The following is a 17,732-nucleotide window of genomic DNA, read 5'->3' as shown; positions in this document are numbered from 1 at the left end:
AACAAGCATCGCAGCGCAAACACTGCGATGCTGCTCCATCGTCCTTATGGGTAGGCGATCACGAACGTTACGCTGGTGCTGACGGTGCCCGCGGTCGTGGCTCCCGTAGCGATGTATTGCGCGTAGTAGTTCAACATCGCAACGCCGCCGCTGACGTTGTATGCCGATGAATTCTGGGCCGTCGCCTGGGCGCCGCTAAGATTGATGGCCGAGAATGGCGTGGCGCTGCCGCCGGTACCGTTCAACAACTGCACCTCGACATTTTGGGCTGTGCCGTTATTGACCAGGTTGCCGGTATTGGCATCGATGTTTGCGCCATAAAAGTAGACCGTTACTGCACTTACCGTCGAGGGACAACCGGAGATGCCGATGTTGAAAGCGGTTCTACCGTTCACTTGACCCGCCGTCGTCATCGATGTGATCGGTACGCCCGGCAAGATCACGGACTGGCTCACATAGCCGGTAGCGATCGTGCAACTGGGGGTTGTCACGGTGATCGCCGGCAGAATGAGGTTGGTATTCAAGCTTATGCTGGTGCCGTAGGTGCCATCCCCGGGGATGTACCACCAGAACGGAATCAAATTGATCGAGGCGATGTTGCCGACGGCGATGGGGCCGGTCTTGATCAGCGTCGCCGTGTAGTTGGCGGTGACCGTGCCGGTACCGCTCGCCACGGATCCAGGCTGATAGCCTGCCGTACTGGTGGGGCCGCAGAGGAGGCACGCGTTGCTTGAGGTGGCGACGGGGCTGCCGTTGACCACCACGGCGAGGCCGGCGACGCCGGTCGCGAAGGTGATGCCTGGGCCGTTCGTATTATTGGTGGGATCCAGGGTGGCCAAATACTGGCCTGCCTGGATGAACGCGCCGGCCGTGCTGGCCGGAATGTTCTGGCAGGTAAACGTAATGGTGGCGTTGCCCGAGGCCAGCGTGGCCCCTACTGCCGCGTTAGTCGGGATACTCACGCTGGAGGGAAAGGTGAGCGTCGCCGAGCCGGAGGACGTGCAGGTGGGGTTGTTTCTTGGAAAGGCCTCGGCGCGTGGCGACCAACTTGTCGACACCGTCGCCAGCAACATGCAGGCGAGGAACGGGATGCACCGTGGAGCAAGCTTGAACAAACGACGCATCATGTACCGTTCCTCGTGACTTGTGCGACCGCGTTGGTACGCGTGCAAGTTGCTTGGATCTCTTGGTAAGCGTTAACCTTCTTGCCCTTGACGCGGGGACCGAGCTTATAGGTGAACGAGCACGATTGTGCCTCACCATTGTCGTCCCAGCGCACGCTCAACTGGCCCGCCTGATTGACGCCGCGCACCAGGATCTGTCCGCCCTGGCCAACCACGCCCAGCGAGGTTCCCTTCTCGTTAAATACTTCCGCGCCGAACGGCAGCGGTTCGCCGTTTTCCATCGTGGCGTGCACGATCAGCGCGCGGCCATTCTCGGTCTTGAACTTCAGTATTACCACCGCGCCCTCGTACGGCGCCACCTGTGCGCTGGTGGCATCCAACTGCACGTCCAGCGGCAAGCCCTTGGGGTCGATCTGCACAGTATTGAGGTTGTACGGGGTGAGGTAAGGCACCACCGCGTAGCCGAAATGGTCGACGCGCGCACCCGGCGCATTCTGCAGTTGCGCACCCGAGGCACCCGGCACATAGACGATGCCGATGGTGTCGCCGGTCGGCTGGCCGAAGGTGACGCCACCCGGATGTGCGACGATCACGCCGGTCGCGCCCACGGACGCCTGCGAGAAGCCGCTGCCATCGCTGTAGCTGGCGTTGAACACGGCGTAGGGACTGCGATACCCCACATTCACGCTGCCCGAATTGCCGCCACCGTCGCTGCTGTGCGTTGCGGTGGCACCATAGTTGAACTGATTGATCGAACCGAGCGTACCGTTCACGATCGCCTGATCCTGCGAGCCGGTGGTCTGGTCATGCGTGAGGTTGAGCATGAAGGTCGGCGCGTGCGGGCTGTCACCCAGCGGCAGGCTGAAGTTGAGGAAGAATTCGTTGTCATAGCGTCCGGTCGGATCGACCGAGCGCGTGGCGGAAATGCCGAAGTTCAGGCGGTGGAAATGATTGTTGTAGCCGACCTGGAACTGCGTGGAGGGATGGTTGCTGTTCCAGTAGTCGCTGGCAGTGAGGTTGGTATAGATCGAGCCACCGTTCTGGCCCAGGCGCTGGCTGAGCGACAGCGTGAAGTTGTTGCGCTGGCGCTCGACGCCGGTGGCCGAAAGAATCGGATTGGTGGTGAACGCGCTGCCGTTGAGCGCAGCCTGCTGGGCTGGCGTGAGCACGCTCACTTCCGGCACGCCATCGATTGTAGGCACCGTCGACGGGGGCACGTAATCGAAAGCGTTGATGCCCTGGCGCACATAGTCGCGAGCCTGCGCGGCCTGGGTGAGGCTGAAGAAGCCGCCGGTGGAGTAGCGATAAGCAGCCACCGAGAGCGTCGTGTTCGTTGACGGGATGATCTTGCTGTAGGTGATGCGCATGCTCTGCCCGGACTGATTGGAGTAGCCGGGGATATGCGTATTGGCCTGGGTCAGGTCCACCGCCAGCGCGCCGAAGCGTGTGTCGATCGCCGTGCCGATCAGCGCAGCCACATAACCCTGCGAACCCACCAGGCCGGCGTAGCCGGTCAGCAGATTGTTGAAGCCATGCTGCACCGTGGCCTGCACCACGTCGGGCTTGTCGGAAATCGTGGCGTCGCGCAGCTGGCCCACCGCGATGTCGAAACGGGTGATGCCTGGACGCAGCAGTTGGGCTACCGAGGCATACGGTACGGAGTAGGTCGTGACGTGGCCGTCGGCTTCGGTCACCGTCACATCCAGGCTGCCGCCGTAGCCGGTGGGATACAGGTCGCTGATCTGGAACGGACCCGGTGCCACGGTAGTCTGGTAGATCTGCACGCCGTTCTGGCGCACGGTGACCCTGGCATTGGTGTTGGCTACGCCACGGATGATCGGCGCGTAACCCTGCAGCGATTGCGGCAGCATGCGATCGTCGGTGCCCAACTGCACGCCGCGGATGCCGTAGCTGTCGAACACCGCGCCATCGGTGTAGCTGTCGCCGATGGTGAGCAGTGCGCGCATCGAGGGTAGGTCGCGCTGGATATAGGTTTCGATGTTCTGCCACTGGCGACGTGCCGGGGTGGAGGGTGTGGCCGACACCCAGTTCACCGTGGCGTCTTCGCGCAGATGCCAGGGCCCGAGGTTGAGGCCGCTGTTGAGGCCCAGGTACGAGGTGGTCTGCGACTGCCCGTCGTTGGTGCTGCGGTAACTGTCGAAGTTGTAGTTCAGGATCGCGGCCGGTACGCCGGCATCCCAGTACTCGGGGCTGACGTAGCCGCGCGGCATCTGGTTCATGTAGGCCTGCGGCACGCTCACATCCAGGCGCAGCTCCGTCATGTCGAACGACATGGTGGCGCCCTGGATTACGTCGTTGATGCTTACGCAGGCCGTGGGGTCTTTCAATTGCGCCAGCGTCGCATCGGACAGCTTGGCCGGATGCAGACCGAGCATGTCGAGCAATTTGTCGTCCACACAGGGAACGGCGCTCTCTTTTACCGACGCCGACGCCAGGCGAATGTTGCCGCGTGCGACCCATCCACCGTTGAGATAGACGTCCGAATTGTAATTGCCGGCAGGGGTGGGGTTGCCGTGTTCGAAGCGCGACAGGTCTGTGGTGTTCTGGCCGGAACCGGACAACAGGTTGCGATCGAAGTCGACCGAGCCGCCGCTGGCGCTGGCGTCAGAGCCGCCGGTTGCGGCGGGGCTGGCCGATGCATCCGCGCCATTGGCGGCGGCCGCGCGCGACACACCAGCCCAGCTCATCAAGGCCGTCGCAATGCCGGCGCACAGCAGTGCGCGCCGGCATGCCACATGCCAGGTTTGGCTGGATTGGCGTGAGGCACGCCCAATGATCATGGCGACACGGTGCCCTTGAGGACGGAGTCGGCGCCGTAGTCGTCGATGCAGTCGTATTTGACCGCGCTACCGGCGGCCGGGGCCTGCTTGAGGTCCTTGATGGCCAGGCGCAAGTTGGAGAGCGGGGCCACCATGCCGGTTTCCGCTTTGTGCGCAACGCCGCCGACGTCCACCGAAATCTGGCCGATGGTGACGTAGTAGGGGGTGGGATTGTGCACCACCAGCGCAACCGTGCCGGCGTCGGCGGACACCTTGAAGCTCAGTTGACTTGGGGCCTTCAGCGGATCGCCCGCCAGGCCGGCGGGACGATAGAAGAGTTTCAGCCGCGAACGGATCGCCAGCTGGATGTAATTCTTGTCCTGGAACTGCGGGCCACTGGGCTTGGGCGGAACTTCCAGCACGTTGAGCCAGAACACCGTCTCGCGGTCGGTCGGCAGCGGCTGTTCGCTATGCGTGAACAGGATGCGCAGGCTCTGGTCGCGGTTGGGCTCCATGCGAAACAGCGGGGGCGTGATCAGGAACGGCGTATTCACTTTGTCCGGCGTGGACTTCGCATCGCCGCTGTCGATCCAGGCCTCCACCAGCGCCGGAGTCGGATTCTGGTTGGTCAGGCGCACCGTCACTTCGCCGTTCTGCGCCGGGAAGATCACTCGCGTACCGCCGATGATGACGTTGGCGTAGGCGCTTGAAACCAGGCAACCAGTGGCCAGCAGCGCCGCGGCCAGGGCGCGGATCGGATTCTTCATGGGGGTCTCGAACCGGTGGGTGGATACGCTGCGGCCGGAACTCCGGCCGCAGCAGCGAGGTGTTGCGTCGATTACTGGTAGTTCAGGGTGTACTGCACGGTGGCAGTCACACCACCGGCCGTCGCCGCACCCGTGGCCACGTAGCCGGCGTAGTAGCTGAAGGTCGGAGTGGTGGCCGACAGCAACTGCGTGCCGGCGTTCTGGGCGCCCGAAGCACCCTGCAGCGTCAGCACGTTGGTCAGGCTGTTGGTGTTGGACAGTGCGACTTCCACGTTGGTGGCCGTGCCGGTGTTGGTCAGGTAGCCGGTGGTGCTGTCGATGCCGGTGCCCGAGAAATACGGGAACACCTTGGTGTAGCCGGTCAGCGAGGTGCAGCCGCTCAGCGTGAGCGTGACCGGCGTCCAGCCAGCCGAGGTGCCGGAGCTGGCCAGCACGCCATTGACCAGCGGGGTGGTCGGCAGCGTGACGGTGGCGGTGGAAGAGCCACCGTTGACCAGCACGGTGCAGGTGGACGCGGTCAGCGAGCCCGAGAAGGTGATGGTGCCCGAGCTGGTGTTGGCAGCCTGGACCTGCGGCACAACCGCGGCAACGCCGACGACAGCCAGCAATGCAGCGGTGAGTAGGGTCTTTTTCATTGCAAATTCCTTAGGTTAGCGTGTGTATTAAGGTTGCAGCGTTCGGTGAAGCGCTTGCGTGGGCCTGGCGTTTTCCCGCCCCTTCACGGGCCGGCCCACGCCTTGCGTGAAAAGGGTTGAGCAACAATCGAGCCAAAGAGTGATCCCCATCACATTCTCCCCGGCACTCGATTAAATCTGAGCACTGGGCTTACATTTTTTTCAGAGAACGTTGACATTCAATCAGAAAACTCCGTGATGTGCGTCACATAATTTCAGGGGTGGGCTGTCAAAAAGTGACGCAGTTGGTCCCCCTGCAACCCCATCAGCGGCCGCTACCGGTTAATTTGTAAAGTACGCTTGACACGGACGGGCATCAGGCCTAGTCTGATGTCAAGCACGCTTTACACGCATCCGGGGAGGGATTCATGCGGCGCTTTTCACAAAAGCAATACGAGTGGCGAGTACTGGCCGCCATGGGGGTCTACTCGGCGTTTCTGCTGTACATCTGGCCGATGGTGCGCAACACCGGCAGCTACCCGCTGAAGGTGTTGCTGGGGGTGGCGCCGGCGTTGCCGGTGATCTATGTGCTGGGCCAGCTGGCGCGGCGCATCCGCGCCAGCGACGAGCTGGAGCAGCGCACGCACCTGATCGCGCTGGGCGTAGCGATGGGTGTGGTGGGGGCGCTCAGCTTGGCCGGCGGGTTTCTCAGCATCTCGGGCGTGGTCAAGCTCGACGGCTCGATCCTGATCTGGGTGTTTCCCGTGATGATGTTCAGCTACGGCGCCACACGCTGGCGGGTGCTGCGCAACTACGGCGGCCCTTCGTGCGACGACGAGCTGAGCATTTGGCCGTGGCTGCGCTTTCTATTGGTCGGTGGCGTGGTGCTGCTGATGGCGGCGCTGCATCCGCAGGGGCTGGAGGGGTACCGCCTCGGTTTCATCTACGGCACCGGCGCAGGCATCTTTCTGGTGGGCTTGGTCGTGGCCTTGCGGCAATGGCTCAAGCGCCGGGCCCGTCACCCGTGAACACGCGCGGCATCGTCCCGGGTATCGATCGACATGAATAACCTCATGCGCGAACTGCGCAGCGAACGCGGCTGGTCGCAGGCCGACCTGGCGCAGCAACTGGATGTTTCGCGACAAACCGTCAATGCCATCGAGACCGGCAAATACGACCCGAGCTTGCCGCTGGCGTTCAAGATCGCACGCCTGTTCGGCATGACGATCGAGATGATTTTCGTACCTGGAGAGGAGTAAGGGCGATATGGCCATGCAAGGAAGAACCGTTTTTCGCATCGTCGTCGCAGTGGCGGTGCTCGGTGTGCTGGCCTACCAGCACTGGCATCACGGCGGGCCGCCGCCGGGCCAGGACGACGCCGGCACGCACATGGCCGCGGCGCCCGCGAACACGCCCGCGCCAGTGCGCAGCTGGCAGCGCGGCTCGCTCACCTTCAAGCCGTGCGAACTGGGCCGCCCGGGCAGCGGCGCTACCGCGCATGCCTGGTGCACGACTTTCCAGGTGCCGGAGAACCGCGACGATCCGCACAGCCGCCGCATCGGCTTGAGGCTGGCCATCGCGCGCAGCGACGCACAGGTGCCGCAGCCGGACATGGCCGTGCTGTTGGCGGGCGGACCGGGCGAAGCGGCCACCGAATCGTGGGTGGTGGAAGCCGGCGCGTTCGCACAAGTGCTCAAGCACCATGACGTCATCCTGCTGGATCAGCGCGGCACCGGCGGTTCCAATCCGCTCAGTTGCGAGCAAGCACAAGAGAAGTCCGACCAAAACACCATGACGCTCGACCTGGACAAGTTGCGCAAGGATGTCGCGGCCTGTCTGGAGGAGGTCGAGCGCAAGGCCGATCCGCGCTACTACACCACCACCATCGCCGCGCAGGATCTGGAAGACGTGCGCAAGGCGCTGGGCTCGCCGCAGCTGGATCTGGTCGGCGTGTCCTACGGCACGCGGATGGCGCAGCAGTATCTGCGGCACTATCCGGACAGCGTGCGCAGCGTGGTGCTCGATTCGGCGGTGCCGAACCAGGTTGTGCTCGGCGAGGATTTCGCCGCCAACCTCGACGATGCCTTGAAGCTGGATTTCGCCGCTTGCGCGGCTGTGGCCCCATGCAAGCAGCGTTTTGGCGATTCGATGCAAACGCTGTATCAGCTGCGCGACGCGCTGCGCGCCAATCCGCACACGGTGAGCTTTCGCGATCCGCAAACCTACGAAACGGTGGTGCGTCCGCTCAGCGAATTCTCGCTGGCGAGCGTGGTGCGCATGTTCGCCTATCAGCCGGAGACGGCGGCGCTGCTGCCGCTGTCGATCAACGAAGCCGCGCATGGCGACGTAGGTCCGCTGCTGGGCCAGGCCAAGCTGCTCAACGGCGACTTGAGCGGCGACATGAACAACGGCATGTCGATGAGCGTGATCTGCAGCGAAGACGCCGACCTGCTGCAGCCGCGGCCGCAGGACGAGCACACCATCCTGGGCAATCATTTGATCGATGCACTCAAGGCGCAATGCGATGTGTGGCCGCACGGCGCGCGCCCGGCCGACTTCCATGCTCCGCTGATCAGCGACAAACCGATCCTGATCCTGTCCGGTCAATTCGATCCGGTGACGCCGCCGCGCTACGGCCAGCAAATCCTGCCGGGGCTCGCCAATGGGCGCCAGCTGATCTTCAAGGGCCAGGGCCACTCGCTGCTTGCGCGCGGCTGCATGCCGCGACTGCTGGGCAAGTTCATCGACCAGCCCGATCCCAAACACCTCGACGCCAGCTGCCTGGACAAGCTCGGCGACACGCCGGCGTTCATCGATTTCAACGGAGCGTTGCCATGATCGAAGTCAAGGATCTCTACAAGCACTTCGGCGATGTGAAAGCCGTGGACGGCGTAAGCTTCGTCGCGCGCGACGGCGAAATCACCGGCCTGCTCGGCCCCAACGGCGCGGGCAAGACCACCACCCTGCGCATGCTCTACACCCTGATGAATCCCGATCGCGGCCAGGTGCTGGTCGATGGCATCGACGCCGCGCGCGACGCGCAGGCCGTGCGCCGCCAACTGGGCGTGCTGCCCGACGCACGCGGTTTGTACAAGCGCCTGAGCGCGCGCGAAAACATCGACTATTTCGCGCGCCTGCAAGGCATGGACGATGCGCTGATCAACACCCGGCGCGAACAGCTGATCAAGGCGCTGGAGATGGAAGACATCGCCGACCGCCGCGCCGAAGGCTTCTCGCAGGGCCAGCGCGTGAAAACCGCGATCGCCCGCGCGCTGGTGCACGATCCGAAGAACGTGATCCTGGATGAGCCGACCAACGGCCTGGACGTAATGGCCACGCGCGGCCTGCGCCAGTTCATGCGCCGCCTGAAGGACGAGGGACGTTGCGTGCTGTTTTCAAGCCACATCATGCAGGAAGTGGCCGCGCTGTGCGATCGCATCATAGTGATTGCGCACGGTCGCGTAGTGGCGGACGAAACACCCGATGCGCTGCGCGCGCAGACAGGCCAGGTGAACCTGGAGGATGCCTTCGTGAAGATCATCGGTAGCGATGAGGGATTGGCCGCATGAATACGATGCTGACGGTGTTTCTCAAGGAAGTGCGCGAAAACCTGCGCGACCGCCGCACGCTCGGCAGCGCCTTGTTGTTCGGTCCGCTGATCGGGCCTTTCATCTTCGCATTGATGATGAACACGGTGATCACGCGCGAGTTGAACAAGGCCGACCAGCCGCTGCGCATTCCGGTGATCGGTGCGCAGTACGCGCCGAATCTGGTCGATGCGCTCAAGCAGGAAGGCCTGGTGCCGTTGCCGGCGGTGGCCAATCCGCAGGCGGTGGTGCGCGACCAGGATGCCGACGTCGTGCTGCGCATCCCAAGCGATTTCGGCAAAGCCTGGCGCAACGGCGAAACCTCGCAGGTGGAGATGATTTACGACTCCTCGCAACGCGAAACCGGCGGCTCCATCGATCGCCTGCGCGGCATGCTCGAAAGCTATGGCCGCCATGAAGGGGCCATGCGCCTGGTGGCGCGCGGCCTGTCGCCGACCATGATGGCGCCGGTGTCGGTGGCCGATCGCGACCAGTCCACGCCGCAGTCGCGCGCGGGGCAGATGTTTTCGATCCTGCCGTATTTCTTTGTGCTGGCGGTGTTCATCGGCGGCATGTACCTGGCCATCGACCTTACCGCCGGCGAGCGCGAACGCCAGTCGCTGGAGCCGCTGTTTGCCAATCCGGTGCCGCGCTGGAAATTCCTGCTCGGCAAGCTGGGGGCGATCTGCGTGTTTTCCCTGGCGAGCCTGCTGATCAGCATCATCGGCTATGGCCTGTGCGGCAAGGCGATCCCCACCGAAAAGCTGGGCATGGCGATGAATCTGGGCCTGCCCTTTGCCATGCAGGTGCTGTTGATCATGCTGCCGCTGGTGATACTGATTGCCGCGCTGCAGACGCTGGTGGCCGCGTTTGCCAAGAGCTATCGCGAGGCGCAGAGCTATCTGTCGATGCTGATGATGGTGCCGGCGATCCCCACCTTCCTGCTCAGCGTGCTGCCGGTGAAGGTGGCGTCGTGGATGTTCATGGTGCCGCTGCTGGGCCAGCAAGTGGGCATCACGCAACTGTTGCGTGGCGAGCCGCTGAGCGCGATGCAGGTGTCGGTGTGCGTGGCGTCGGGCCTGGTCGTGGCCGTGCTGGCGACGGTGGCGACGGCGGCGGTCTATCGTTCGGAGCGCCTGGCGATTTCCGCTTGAATCATGGCGCAGGCTGCACCGCGTTCACCGCGCGTGGTGCAGCCAGTCCGCCACGGCCTGTGGATGTTCCAGATGCAGGTGGTGACCGCCGTCCATGTGCGCGACGCGGATGCGTGCCACCTGGGCGGCGCGCGCCTGCATCAGCGCGTCGGGCAGGTAGGGCGTGGTCGGCCGCGAAAGCAGCAGCGAGGTAGGCGCCTCGATCCCGGCAAGCAGCGCACCAAGCTGGCTTTCGGCCATGCGCATGGCGCTGGGGCGGGTCAGGCGCGAATCGCTGCGCCAGCGCCAGCCGTCTTCCGTCTCCAGCAGTCCGCGCTCGACGATCGGGCGCGCCAGGTCCGCGCGCAATCCGCTGGCCAGGACGCGCGCACTGATCGCCTGCTCGACATCCCGGAACAAGCGCAGCGCTTTGCCGCTGCCCGTGGTGGCGAATGCGTCGCGAAAGCGCTGCAGCGTATGCGCGCCGTCGTCGCCCAGCGGGCCCAGGCCCTCGATAAGGTAGAGATGTTCGATGTAACGGGGCGCCGCCGCCGCGACCAGCGAGGCGATGCCGGCGCCCAGCGAATGGGCGAGCAGGGCGAAGCGTTCGAGCTTGAGCGCGCCGATGGCGGCAAGCACCGCGCCGACGTAATCCAGGTAGTGGTAGCTCGCGCCGGGCGGAAGATGCGCCGAGTGGCCATGGCCGGGCAGTTCCAGCGCGATGACGCGCCAGTGCCGCGCAAGGATCGGTGCGAGATACGCGTAGCTGCCGGCGTTGTCCAGCCAGCCGTGCAAGGCGAGCAGCGGCGGCGCTTGCGTATCGCCCCAGATCAACGCGGTCAGGCATGGAAGGGGGCCAAGTTCGATGCGTTGCTCGACCGGCGTACTCACGCGGACATCCTGTACCTGTTCGTCATGGGTGTTTCGCATCCACGTCCCATTCCGGCCAGCCGCGCGTATGGCGCAGCACCAGCGCGGCCAGGCTGGCGATCTGTTCGGCGCTGTCGTTGAGCGCGGGGATGTAACGCAGTTCGGCGCCGCCGGCGGCCGTGAAAAAGTCGCGGTTCTGCATGGCGATTTCCTCCAGCGTTTCCAGGCAGTCGACCGCGAAGCCAGGGCAGGCGACATCCAGCCGCCGCACGCCTTCGGCGGCCAGCTGTTTCACCGTCATGTCCGTATACGGCTGCAGCCACAGCTCGCGGCCCACGCGCGACTGAAAGCTCACCAGAAGCTGCGCCGCATCCAGCCCCAGCCGCGCGCGCAGCCCTTGCGCCGTCGCCTGGCACTGGCGGAAATACGGATCGCCGGCGTCCACGTAGCGTTGCGGAATGCCGTGGAAGGACAGCAGCAGTTTGTCGCCGCGCCCGTGTTGAGCCCACCAGCGCTCGATCGACAAGGCCAAGGCTTCGATATGGCCGTCATCGTCGTGATAGTCGTTGACGATGCGCAGCTCCGGCGGCCAGCGCATCTGCTTGAGCGTATCGGCCAATGCATCGATGACCGAGCCGGTGGACGTGGCCGAATATTGCGGATACAGCGGCAGTACCAGTAGGCGGCGCACGCCCTCGCGCTGCAGCTGTTCGATCTGTTCGCGCACCGATGGCCTGCCGTAGCGCATCGCCAGCGCGACGCGGATCGGCCCTGGCGCCACGATGGCAAGCTTGCGCTGCAGGCCGTCGGCGAGTTGCTCGGAGCCGACCCGCAAGGGCGAGCCTTGCGGTGTCCAGATGCGTGCATAGGCGTGCGCCGAACGCGCCGGCCGCAGGCGCAGGATCACCCCGTGCAGGATCAGCCACCATAGCCAGCGTGGATACTCGATCACGCGCGGGTCGCCCAGAAATTCAGATAGATACGGCCGCAATGCGCGCGCCGTGGGTGCTTCCGGTGTGCCAAGGTTCACGAGCAATACGCCAGCCTGTGCGGGCTGGTCGTGCGATTGGCCGGTATAGTGGCTGCGTGGCATCGTGGCGGAGGTGGCAGGTTAGCTGGCAGAGTCTGCCACAAGCGCTCCGCACCGCGCGGCAACCGGCCGCGCCGGCCGCGATCGAAACCCTTCCATCATCGGAGCTGCCCCATGTTCAAAGCCTCGCTGCGTCGCATTTCGTTCCTGGCCCTGGCGCTGCTGCTGCCCGCCGCCGCCGTGCACGCCGACGACGACACCCCGCTGCAGCGCGCGCAGAACGCCGTGCGCGTGCTCAATGAAATCGAACAGGCGCCGGACAAATCCATCCCCAGCGATCTGCTTAAGGACGCCAAGGCGATCGCGGTGATTCCGGACGTGCTGAAGGTGGGCTTCGTGTTCGGCGGCCGTCGCGGCGAGGGCCTCATTGCGGTGAAGAACCGCGACGGCACCTGGTCCAATCCCAGCTTCATTTCCTTCGGCGGCGGCAGCGTGGGCTTCCAGATCGGCGTGTCCAAGACCGACGTGATCCTGGTGTTCCGCACCCAGCGCGGCGTGGATGACATCGTCAACGGCAAATTCACCGTCGGCGCGGACGCCTCGGCGGCGGCCGGCCCGGTGGGCCGCACGGCGGCCGCGGCCACCGACCAGCAGCTGAAGGCCGAGATCTATTCCTACTCGCGCGCACGCGGCCTGTTCGCCGGCGTGGCGCTGGATGGCTCGGTGCTGAAGATCGATTATGACGCCAATGCTGCCGTTTACGGACAGGGCATCACCCCGCGGCGCATTTTCGAAGGCGGCGTAAATAACGTTCCGGCGGCGGTCGTACAGTTCCGGGACGCCCTGGAGGAGTACACTGCCCGCTGATACGGAACGCCGGAGCTGCCCCCGCAGCTCCCACACGGCGCGGATTCCGCAACGAGGTACTCATGGGTTTGGACAGCATTTGGCATTGGGCGATCCTGCTCGTCATCATTCTGCTGGTATTTGGCACGGGCAAGCTGACCCGGGTCGGTTCGGACCTGGGTAACGCCGTGCGCGGCTTCAAGAAAGCCATGCACGGCGACGAGGACGAAGAAAAGCGCAAGGCGCAGGACCAGCTGCGTGCCGACCCGGTGCAGGGCGGCGAGACGCAGGCCAATCAGGGCCAGCGCGATAATCGGCGCGATTCCAGCGAATCGAAGTAACTTAAGGAACAGCCACCGTGATCGAGATCAGCCTCGGCAAGCTGGTGTTGCTGGCGCTGGTCGCCTTGATCGTGCTCGGACCGGAAAAACTTCCCCATGCGGCGCGCACCGCCGGTGCCCTGGTGCGCCGCCTGCGCTCGGGCTGGGACAGCGTGCGCGCGGAAGTGGAGCGCGAGCTGGAAATCGAAGAACTCAAGCGTACCGCGCGCGAGGCGGCCGCGCGCGCCGAAGCGGCGCAGGCGGAGGTAAACCACGTCATGCGCAGCACGCGCGAGCAGGTGGCCACTACCGCCACCGAAGTGCGCGAGGATCTGGCGCAGGTACACAAAGACATCGCCGAAGGCGACGCCGCGTCGAAGGAATCCACGCATGGCAACGTCTGAGCCCGAAGTGGATCTGCAGCAAGGCCTGTTCTCGCATCTGCTGGAACTGCGCTCGCGCCTGATCAAGGCGATCCTGGCCCTGGTGGTGGTGCTGGCGGCGCTGGTGCCGTTCGCCAACCGCCTGTACACGTGGCTGGCCGCGCCACTGGTGTCGCGCCTGCCGCAGGGCGCGCACCTGATCGCCACCGAAGTGGCCAGCCCGTTCATCACGCCGTTGAAACTGGCCTTCTATACGGCCTTGTTCATCAGCATGCCGGTGATCCTGTACCAGCTGTGGGCCTTCGTGAGCCCGGGCCTGTACAAGCATGAAAAACGCCTGGCGCGGCCGTTGTTGATCGCGGCGCTGATCCTGTTCTACATCGGCTGCGCGTTCGCCTATTTCCTGGTGTTGCCGGCGGCGTTCCGCTTCCTTACCGCGGTGACGCCGCAGGGGGTGGAGATGATGACCGACATCACCCACTACCTGGATTTCGTGATGCTGATGTTCTTCGCCTTCGGCCTGTGCTTCGAAGTGCCGGTAGCGGTGGTGATCCTGGCCGCGGTCGGCATCGTCGATCTGGACAAGCTGCGCAAGGGGCGCCGCTACGCCATGGTCGGCGCGTTTGCGATTGCCGCGGTGGTGACGCCGCCGGATATCACCTCGATGATCATGCTGGCCATTCCGATGTGCCTGCTTTACGAACTTGGCGTGCTCGCCGTGCGCTGGCTGCTGAAGCCCGCGCCTGTCGAAGCCGCATCCTGATCCATGCATCCCTCCAAGACTTCCCGCCTGCCCGAGCCAGCCGCGGACGAGCTGGCCCACTCCGAACGCTTGTTGCAGCATTTGCGCGAACAGATCGCCGCGCGCGGTCCGATGCCGTTTTCGCAGTATATGGAGCGCTGCCTGTACGCGCCGGGGCTGGGCTACTACAGCGCCGGCACGACCAAGTTCGGCGTCGCGGGCGATTTCGTCACCGCACCTGAGCTGGGCGATCTATTCGCCGGTTGCGTGGTGCGCGCAGTGCAGCCGGTGCTGGCCATGTTGGGCGAACAGGCCGATTTCCTGGAGCTGGGCGGTGGCAGCGGTGCGTTTGCCCAAGCGGCCATGCGGGCTTTTGCGCGACAGGGCGCGCTGCCGCGCCGCTACCTGATCCTGGAGCCCAGCGCCGATCTGCGCGAGCGCCAGCGCGAACGCCTTGTTCGCACCTTGCCGGCCGAGGCCTTTGCACGCGTGGCCTGGATCGACCGTCCGCCGGAAGACGCCTGGCAAGGCGTGCTGTTCGCCAACGAGGTGATCGACGCACTGCCCACCACGCGCTTTCTGGTTGGCCGCGGCGAGATTTACGAAGAACACATCGCACTGGATGGCGAAGGACGCCTGATGCGCGTGGATCGCCCCGCCGACATGCTGGTCGCGGGCGCCGTGCGGCACGTGGAGCGCGACCTGGGCCGTGCTTTCGACGACGGCTATCGCTCGGAAATCCTGCCGCAGCTGCCGTACTGGATCCAGGCGATTGCCGGCTCGCTTGAAGCGGGCGTGATGCTGTTCGTCGACTATGGCTACGTGCGCCGCGAGTACTACCTGCCCGAGCGCCAGGACGGCACGCTGATGGCGCACTACCGCCATCGCGCGCACAGCGATCCGCTGTATCTGCCCGGCCTCAACGATCTCACCGCATCGGTCGATTTCACCGCACTGGCCGAAGCGGGCAACAGCGCCGGATTCGCCGTCGCCGCGTACTTGCCGCAAGCGCAGTTCCTGATCGCCGCGGGCCTGCAGGATGTGTTCGAGCAAGCCTATGCGGACGCGGCCGATGAGGCGACGCGTTACGGACTGGCGCAACAGGTGAAGAAACTCACCCTGCCCGACCAGATGGGCGAGCGTTTCCAGGCCATGCTGCTCGCGCGCGGGCTGCCGGTATTGCCGGTGCCGGAGGAGTTGCTGGCGTCGGATCAGGGCGATCGCCTGTAATCGCCTTATCCCTCTCGGCCGCATGCTTCATCGCCGTATCCGTCGATGAAGCGATCCGCGCGCATCAGTGCGGCGAGTTGCTGCTTGCCGAAGCGGGTGCGGGTGCCGACGCGGCGGGCGCCGGCAACGGCGTTACCGCATTCGCATCCGACGGCTGGCGCGCCAGGAGGCCATGCTTGAACAGATAACTGGTCACCTGGTAATCGGCGGTGGCGTCGTCCAGGTCGTTCTGGTCGAGGTCGGTCACCGGCTTGGCATCGCCAGTCTCGAAATCCGGCGTGACTTGTTCGAACTTGCGTTGCGGCTCGAGAATCGACAGGCGATTGCCGTGCAGATAGCCGAGCTTTTCGTAGGTAGCGGGAAAGGCGCGCGCCTGGTCCGGCGCGATCTGGAACACGTCGCGCCCGAAGAAGCGGCTGCGGTAGCTGAAATCGAGCAGGCCGAGCAGGGTGGTGGGAATGTCGAGCTGGCCCATCGGTTGTTCGATGCGCTGCGGCGCGAAGTACTTGGGCGCGTAGATCCACAACGGAATGTGATAGCGATTGATCGGCACGCTGCTGCGTCCCGCGCTCGATGCGCAATGGTCGGCGGTGATCACGAATACCGTGTCGTCGAAATACGGCTTGGCTCGCGCACGCTTGATGAAATCGGCGATCGACCAGTCGGTATACGCCACCGCGCCTTCGCGCGTACCGTTCTTTTCCTTCACGCGGCCGTCGGGAAAGGTGAAAGGACGGTGGTTGGAGGTGGTCATGATGTGCAGGAAGAACGGCTTGCCCTGCGCGTGGATCGCATCCATCTGGGCCAGCGCCAGCGTGTAGAGGTCTTCGTCCGCCACGCCCCATACGTTCTGCCCGTGGATCGGCATGTCCTTGGGAATGGAGCTGCGGTCGACGATCTGGTAGCCGTTGTGGCTGAAGAAATAGTTCATGTTGTCGAAGTAGCCATAGCCACCGTAGACGAACTGCGATACGTAGCCGTGCTGGTCGAAGATCCGGCCCAGCGACAGCATGTCTTCGTTGTGTTCCTGCTTGAGGATGGAATCGCCCGGCGTGGGCGGTATCGACATCGATAGCGCTTCCAATCCGCGCACCGTGCGCGTGCCGTTGGCGTACAGATGATCGAAGAACAGGCTCTGGCCGACCAGGGCATCGAGGTTGGGCGTGATGTCGCCATGGCTGGCGCCGAAGGTCTTCAAGAATTCGCCCGAGAGGCTTTCCACGCTGATCAGCACCACGTTCAGATGTTTTTCCGGCGCGGCGTGGCGAATCTCGCGGGTAATGTCGTGCGGGTCGTTGCTGACGAAGGTCGCATCGGGCGTCTTCAGCTGCGCGCGTACGCGCGCGAAGGCGTCATCGATCGGCAGCGTGCGATAGAAGCGGTCGTAGTCCAGATGGCTGCTGCGGAACGCGGCGAAGAACTGGTAGATGCCGTTGCCGGCCAGCTCGTTTACATAGTTGTTGTTGGTGTGATCTTTCATGGTGCTGTCAAAAGCAAACAGCGACGCCACCGTCAACACGAACCATACGGCCACCACCTTGGTGCGCTGGCCAAAGCGCGTGTGGTTGTCGCGCGTGCGCAGGGCGCCGCGCGAGAGCAGCACAATAGCGATGGCGGCGGCCGCCAGCATGCTGATCCAGCGCGCAAGCGGATACGATTCGCGGATGTTGTCCAGCACTTCAGTGGTGTAGACCAGGTAATCCACCGCGATGAAGTTGAAGCGCACGCCGAATTCATCCCAGAACACCAGCTCCGACGCCGCCACGAACAGCAGCCCGAACAGCATCAGCAGGCACAGGGTGTAGAGCCCGCGCTGTCCGCCGCGCGATGCGTAGCTGAGCGCCGGCATGGGCAGAAAGAACAGGAACAGCCCGATCACCGGCCACACGTCGTGGACCGCGGCATGGATCGTCGCGTGCAAGGCATACAGCGTGAGCACGTACAGTGCGGCCAGCAGCGCGACATACACCAGCCATTGCCTCGCCGTGGCGACCAGCGGGCGGCGCGAGGGCACGATCCACAGGAACAGCAGCAGCGGCCACGCCACGCACAACAGGGTGATCAGGTCCGAGCACAGGCCCACGCCGAACGCATACAGCCAATAACGCGGCTCATGCGGCACGCCCTTGCCCGTCATCACCAGCAGCGCCACGCGGGTGATGGCACCCAGCGCCAGGTAAACGATGGCCAGCCACCACAGCGGCCGGAAGCGTTCGCGCAGGGATGGGCGTTTGGAAAAACTCAGCGACACGGCGTGCTCCGGACGGGGCGGCAAGGCGAGCCGGTCTTTATACGCTCATCTTGTT

General features: G+C 64.5%; 16 protein-coding genes and 1 pseudogene. 10 read left to right on the top strand and 7 right to left on the bottom strand.

The window, feature by feature from the left end; translation table 11 throughout:
- Positions 1–44: 44 nt before the first annotated feature.
- From VME63_RS05980 to VME63_RS05965, 4 genes are all read right to left on the bottom strand, one after another.
- Complete coding sequence (locus VME63_RS05980) at positions 45–1,073, bottom strand: fimbrial protein (protein WP_325431261.1); 1,029 nt, start codon at positions 1,071–1,073, stop codon at positions 45–47.
- A 50-nt stretch (positions 1,074–1,123) separates the two neighbouring features.
- On the bottom strand, positions 1,124–3,925 hold the full coding sequence (locus VME63_RS05975; protein ID WP_325431259.1) for a fimbria/pilus outer membrane usher protein: 2,802 nt from the start codon (positions 3,923–3,925) through the stop codon (positions 1,124–1,126).
- Positions 3,922–4,671, bottom strand: a complete 750-nt coding sequence (locus VME63_RS05970) for a fimbrial biogenesis chaperone (RefSeq protein ID WP_325431257.1) — start codon at positions 4,669–4,671, stop codon at positions 3,922–3,924. The genes VME63_RS05975 and VME63_RS05970 overlap by 4 nt, the downstream gene beginning before the upstream one ends.
- Before the next feature lie 71 nt (positions 4,672–4,742).
- The gene (locus tag VME63_RS05965) at positions 4,743–5,306 is read right to left on the bottom strand and encodes a fimbrial protein (RefSeq protein WP_325431255.1); all 564 of its coding nucleotides are present in this window, start codon (positions 5,304–5,306) and stop codon (positions 4,743–4,745) included.
- 407 nt (positions 5,307–5,713) lie between these two features.
- Between VME63_RS05965 and VME63_RS05960 the strand changes: the two genes are divergently transcribed.
- From VME63_RS05960 to VME63_RS05940, 5 genes are read left to right on the top strand one after another with little or no spacing between them, the layout of a single operon-like run.
- On the top strand, positions 5,714–6,313 hold the full coding sequence (locus VME63_RS05960; protein WP_325431253.1) for a hypothetical protein: 600 nt from the start codon (positions 5,714–5,716) through the stop codon (positions 6,311–6,313).
- A gap of 33 nt (positions 6,314–6,346) precedes the next feature.
- Positions 6,347–6,544 carry a helix-turn-helix transcriptional regulator gene (locus tag VME63_RS05955; protein ID WP_325431251.1) on the top strand — a complete coding sequence of 66 codons (198 nt, stop codon included), beginning with the start codon at positions 6,347–6,349 and terminating at the stop codon, positions 6,542–6,544.
- Between the two features lie 7 nt (positions 6,545–6,551).
- Entirely contained in the window at positions 6,552–8,123 is a 1,572-nt protein-coding gene (locus VME63_RS05950; protein ID WP_325431250.1) for an alpha/beta fold hydrolase, read from the top strand.
- A complete protein-coding gene (locus tag VME63_RS05945) occupies positions 8,120–8,854 on the top strand; it encodes an ATP-binding cassette domain-containing protein (RefSeq protein WP_325431248.1) in 735 nt (244 codons plus the stop codon). The genes VME63_RS05950 and VME63_RS05945 overlap by 4 nt, the downstream gene beginning before the upstream one ends.
- On the top strand, positions 8,851–10,026 hold the full coding sequence (locus VME63_RS05940) for an ABC transporter permease (RefSeq protein WP_325431246.1): 1,176 nt from the start codon (positions 8,851–8,853) through the stop codon (positions 10,024–10,026). Before VME63_RS05945 ends, VME63_RS05940 begins: the two co-directional genes overlap by 4 nt.
- A gap of 24 nt (positions 10,027–10,050) precedes the next feature.
- Here the strand turns inward: VME63_RS05940 and VME63_RS05935 are convergent, their stop codons facing one another.
- Positions 10,051–10,896, bottom strand: coding sequence for an alpha/beta fold hydrolase (locus VME63_RS05935; protein WP_325431244.1), 846 nt, complete (start codon positions 10,894–10,896; stop codon positions 10,051–10,053).
- 22 nt (positions 10,897–10,918) lie between these two features.
- Positions 10,919–11,968: a ferrochelatase gene (gene hemH / locus VME63_RS05930; RefSeq protein WP_325431242.1), complete on the bottom strand. Its 1,050-nt coding sequence runs from the start codon at positions 11,966–11,968 to the stop codon at positions 10,919–10,921.
- Between the two features lie 126 nt (positions 11,969–12,094).
- Between hemH and VME63_RS05925 the strand changes: the two are divergent.
- The 5 genes and pseudogenes from VME63_RS05925 to VME63_RS05905 all read left to right on the top strand — a co-directional run.
- Positions 12,095–12,769: pseudogene (locus VME63_RS05925) on the top strand (lipid-binding SYLF domain-containing protein); the annotation flags it as partial.
- 65 nt (positions 12,770–12,834) lie between these two features.
- A complete protein-coding gene (tatA, locus tag VME63_RS05920; RefSeq protein ID WP_325431238.1) occupies positions 12,835–13,092 on the top strand; it encodes a Sec-independent protein translocase subunit TatA in 258 nt (85 codons plus the stop codon).
- A gap of 17 nt (positions 13,093–13,109) precedes the next feature.
- Complete coding sequence (gene tatB, locus VME63_RS05915) at positions 13,110–13,475, top strand: Sec-independent protein translocase protein TatB (protein WP_325431236.1); 366 nt, start codon at positions 13,110–13,112, stop codon at positions 13,473–13,475.
- Complete coding sequence (gene tatC / locus VME63_RS05910; RefSeq protein WP_325431234.1) at positions 13,462–14,217, top strand: twin-arginine translocase subunit TatC; 756 nt, start codon at positions 13,462–13,464, stop codon at positions 14,215–14,217. Before tatB ends, tatC begins: the two co-directional genes overlap by 14 nt.
- A gap of 3 nt (positions 14,218–14,220) precedes the next feature.
- Complete coding sequence (locus tag VME63_RS05905; protein ID WP_325431232.1) at positions 14,221–15,426, top strand: class I SAM-dependent methyltransferase; 1,206 nt, start codon at positions 14,221–14,223, stop codon at positions 15,424–15,426.
- A gap of 64 nt (positions 15,427–15,490) precedes the next feature.
- Here the strand turns inward: VME63_RS05905 and VME63_RS05900 are convergent, their stop codons facing one another.
- The gene (locus VME63_RS05900; RefSeq protein WP_325431230.1) at positions 15,491–17,677 is read right to left on the bottom strand and encodes an LTA synthase family protein; all 2,187 of its coding nucleotides are present in this window, start codon (positions 17,675–17,677) and stop codon (positions 15,491–15,493) included.
- Between the last annotated feature and the right edge of the window lie 55 nt (positions 17,678–17,732).

The organism is Dyella sp. (genome assembly GCF_035503745.1).
In the GTDB taxonomy this organism is placed as follows: domain Bacteria; phylum Pseudomonadota; class Gammaproteobacteria; order Xanthomonadales; family Rhodanobacteraceae; genus Dyella_B.
Note: the sequence above shows the minus strand (reverse complement) of the source record. Positions and strands in the feature narration are given on the sequence as shown.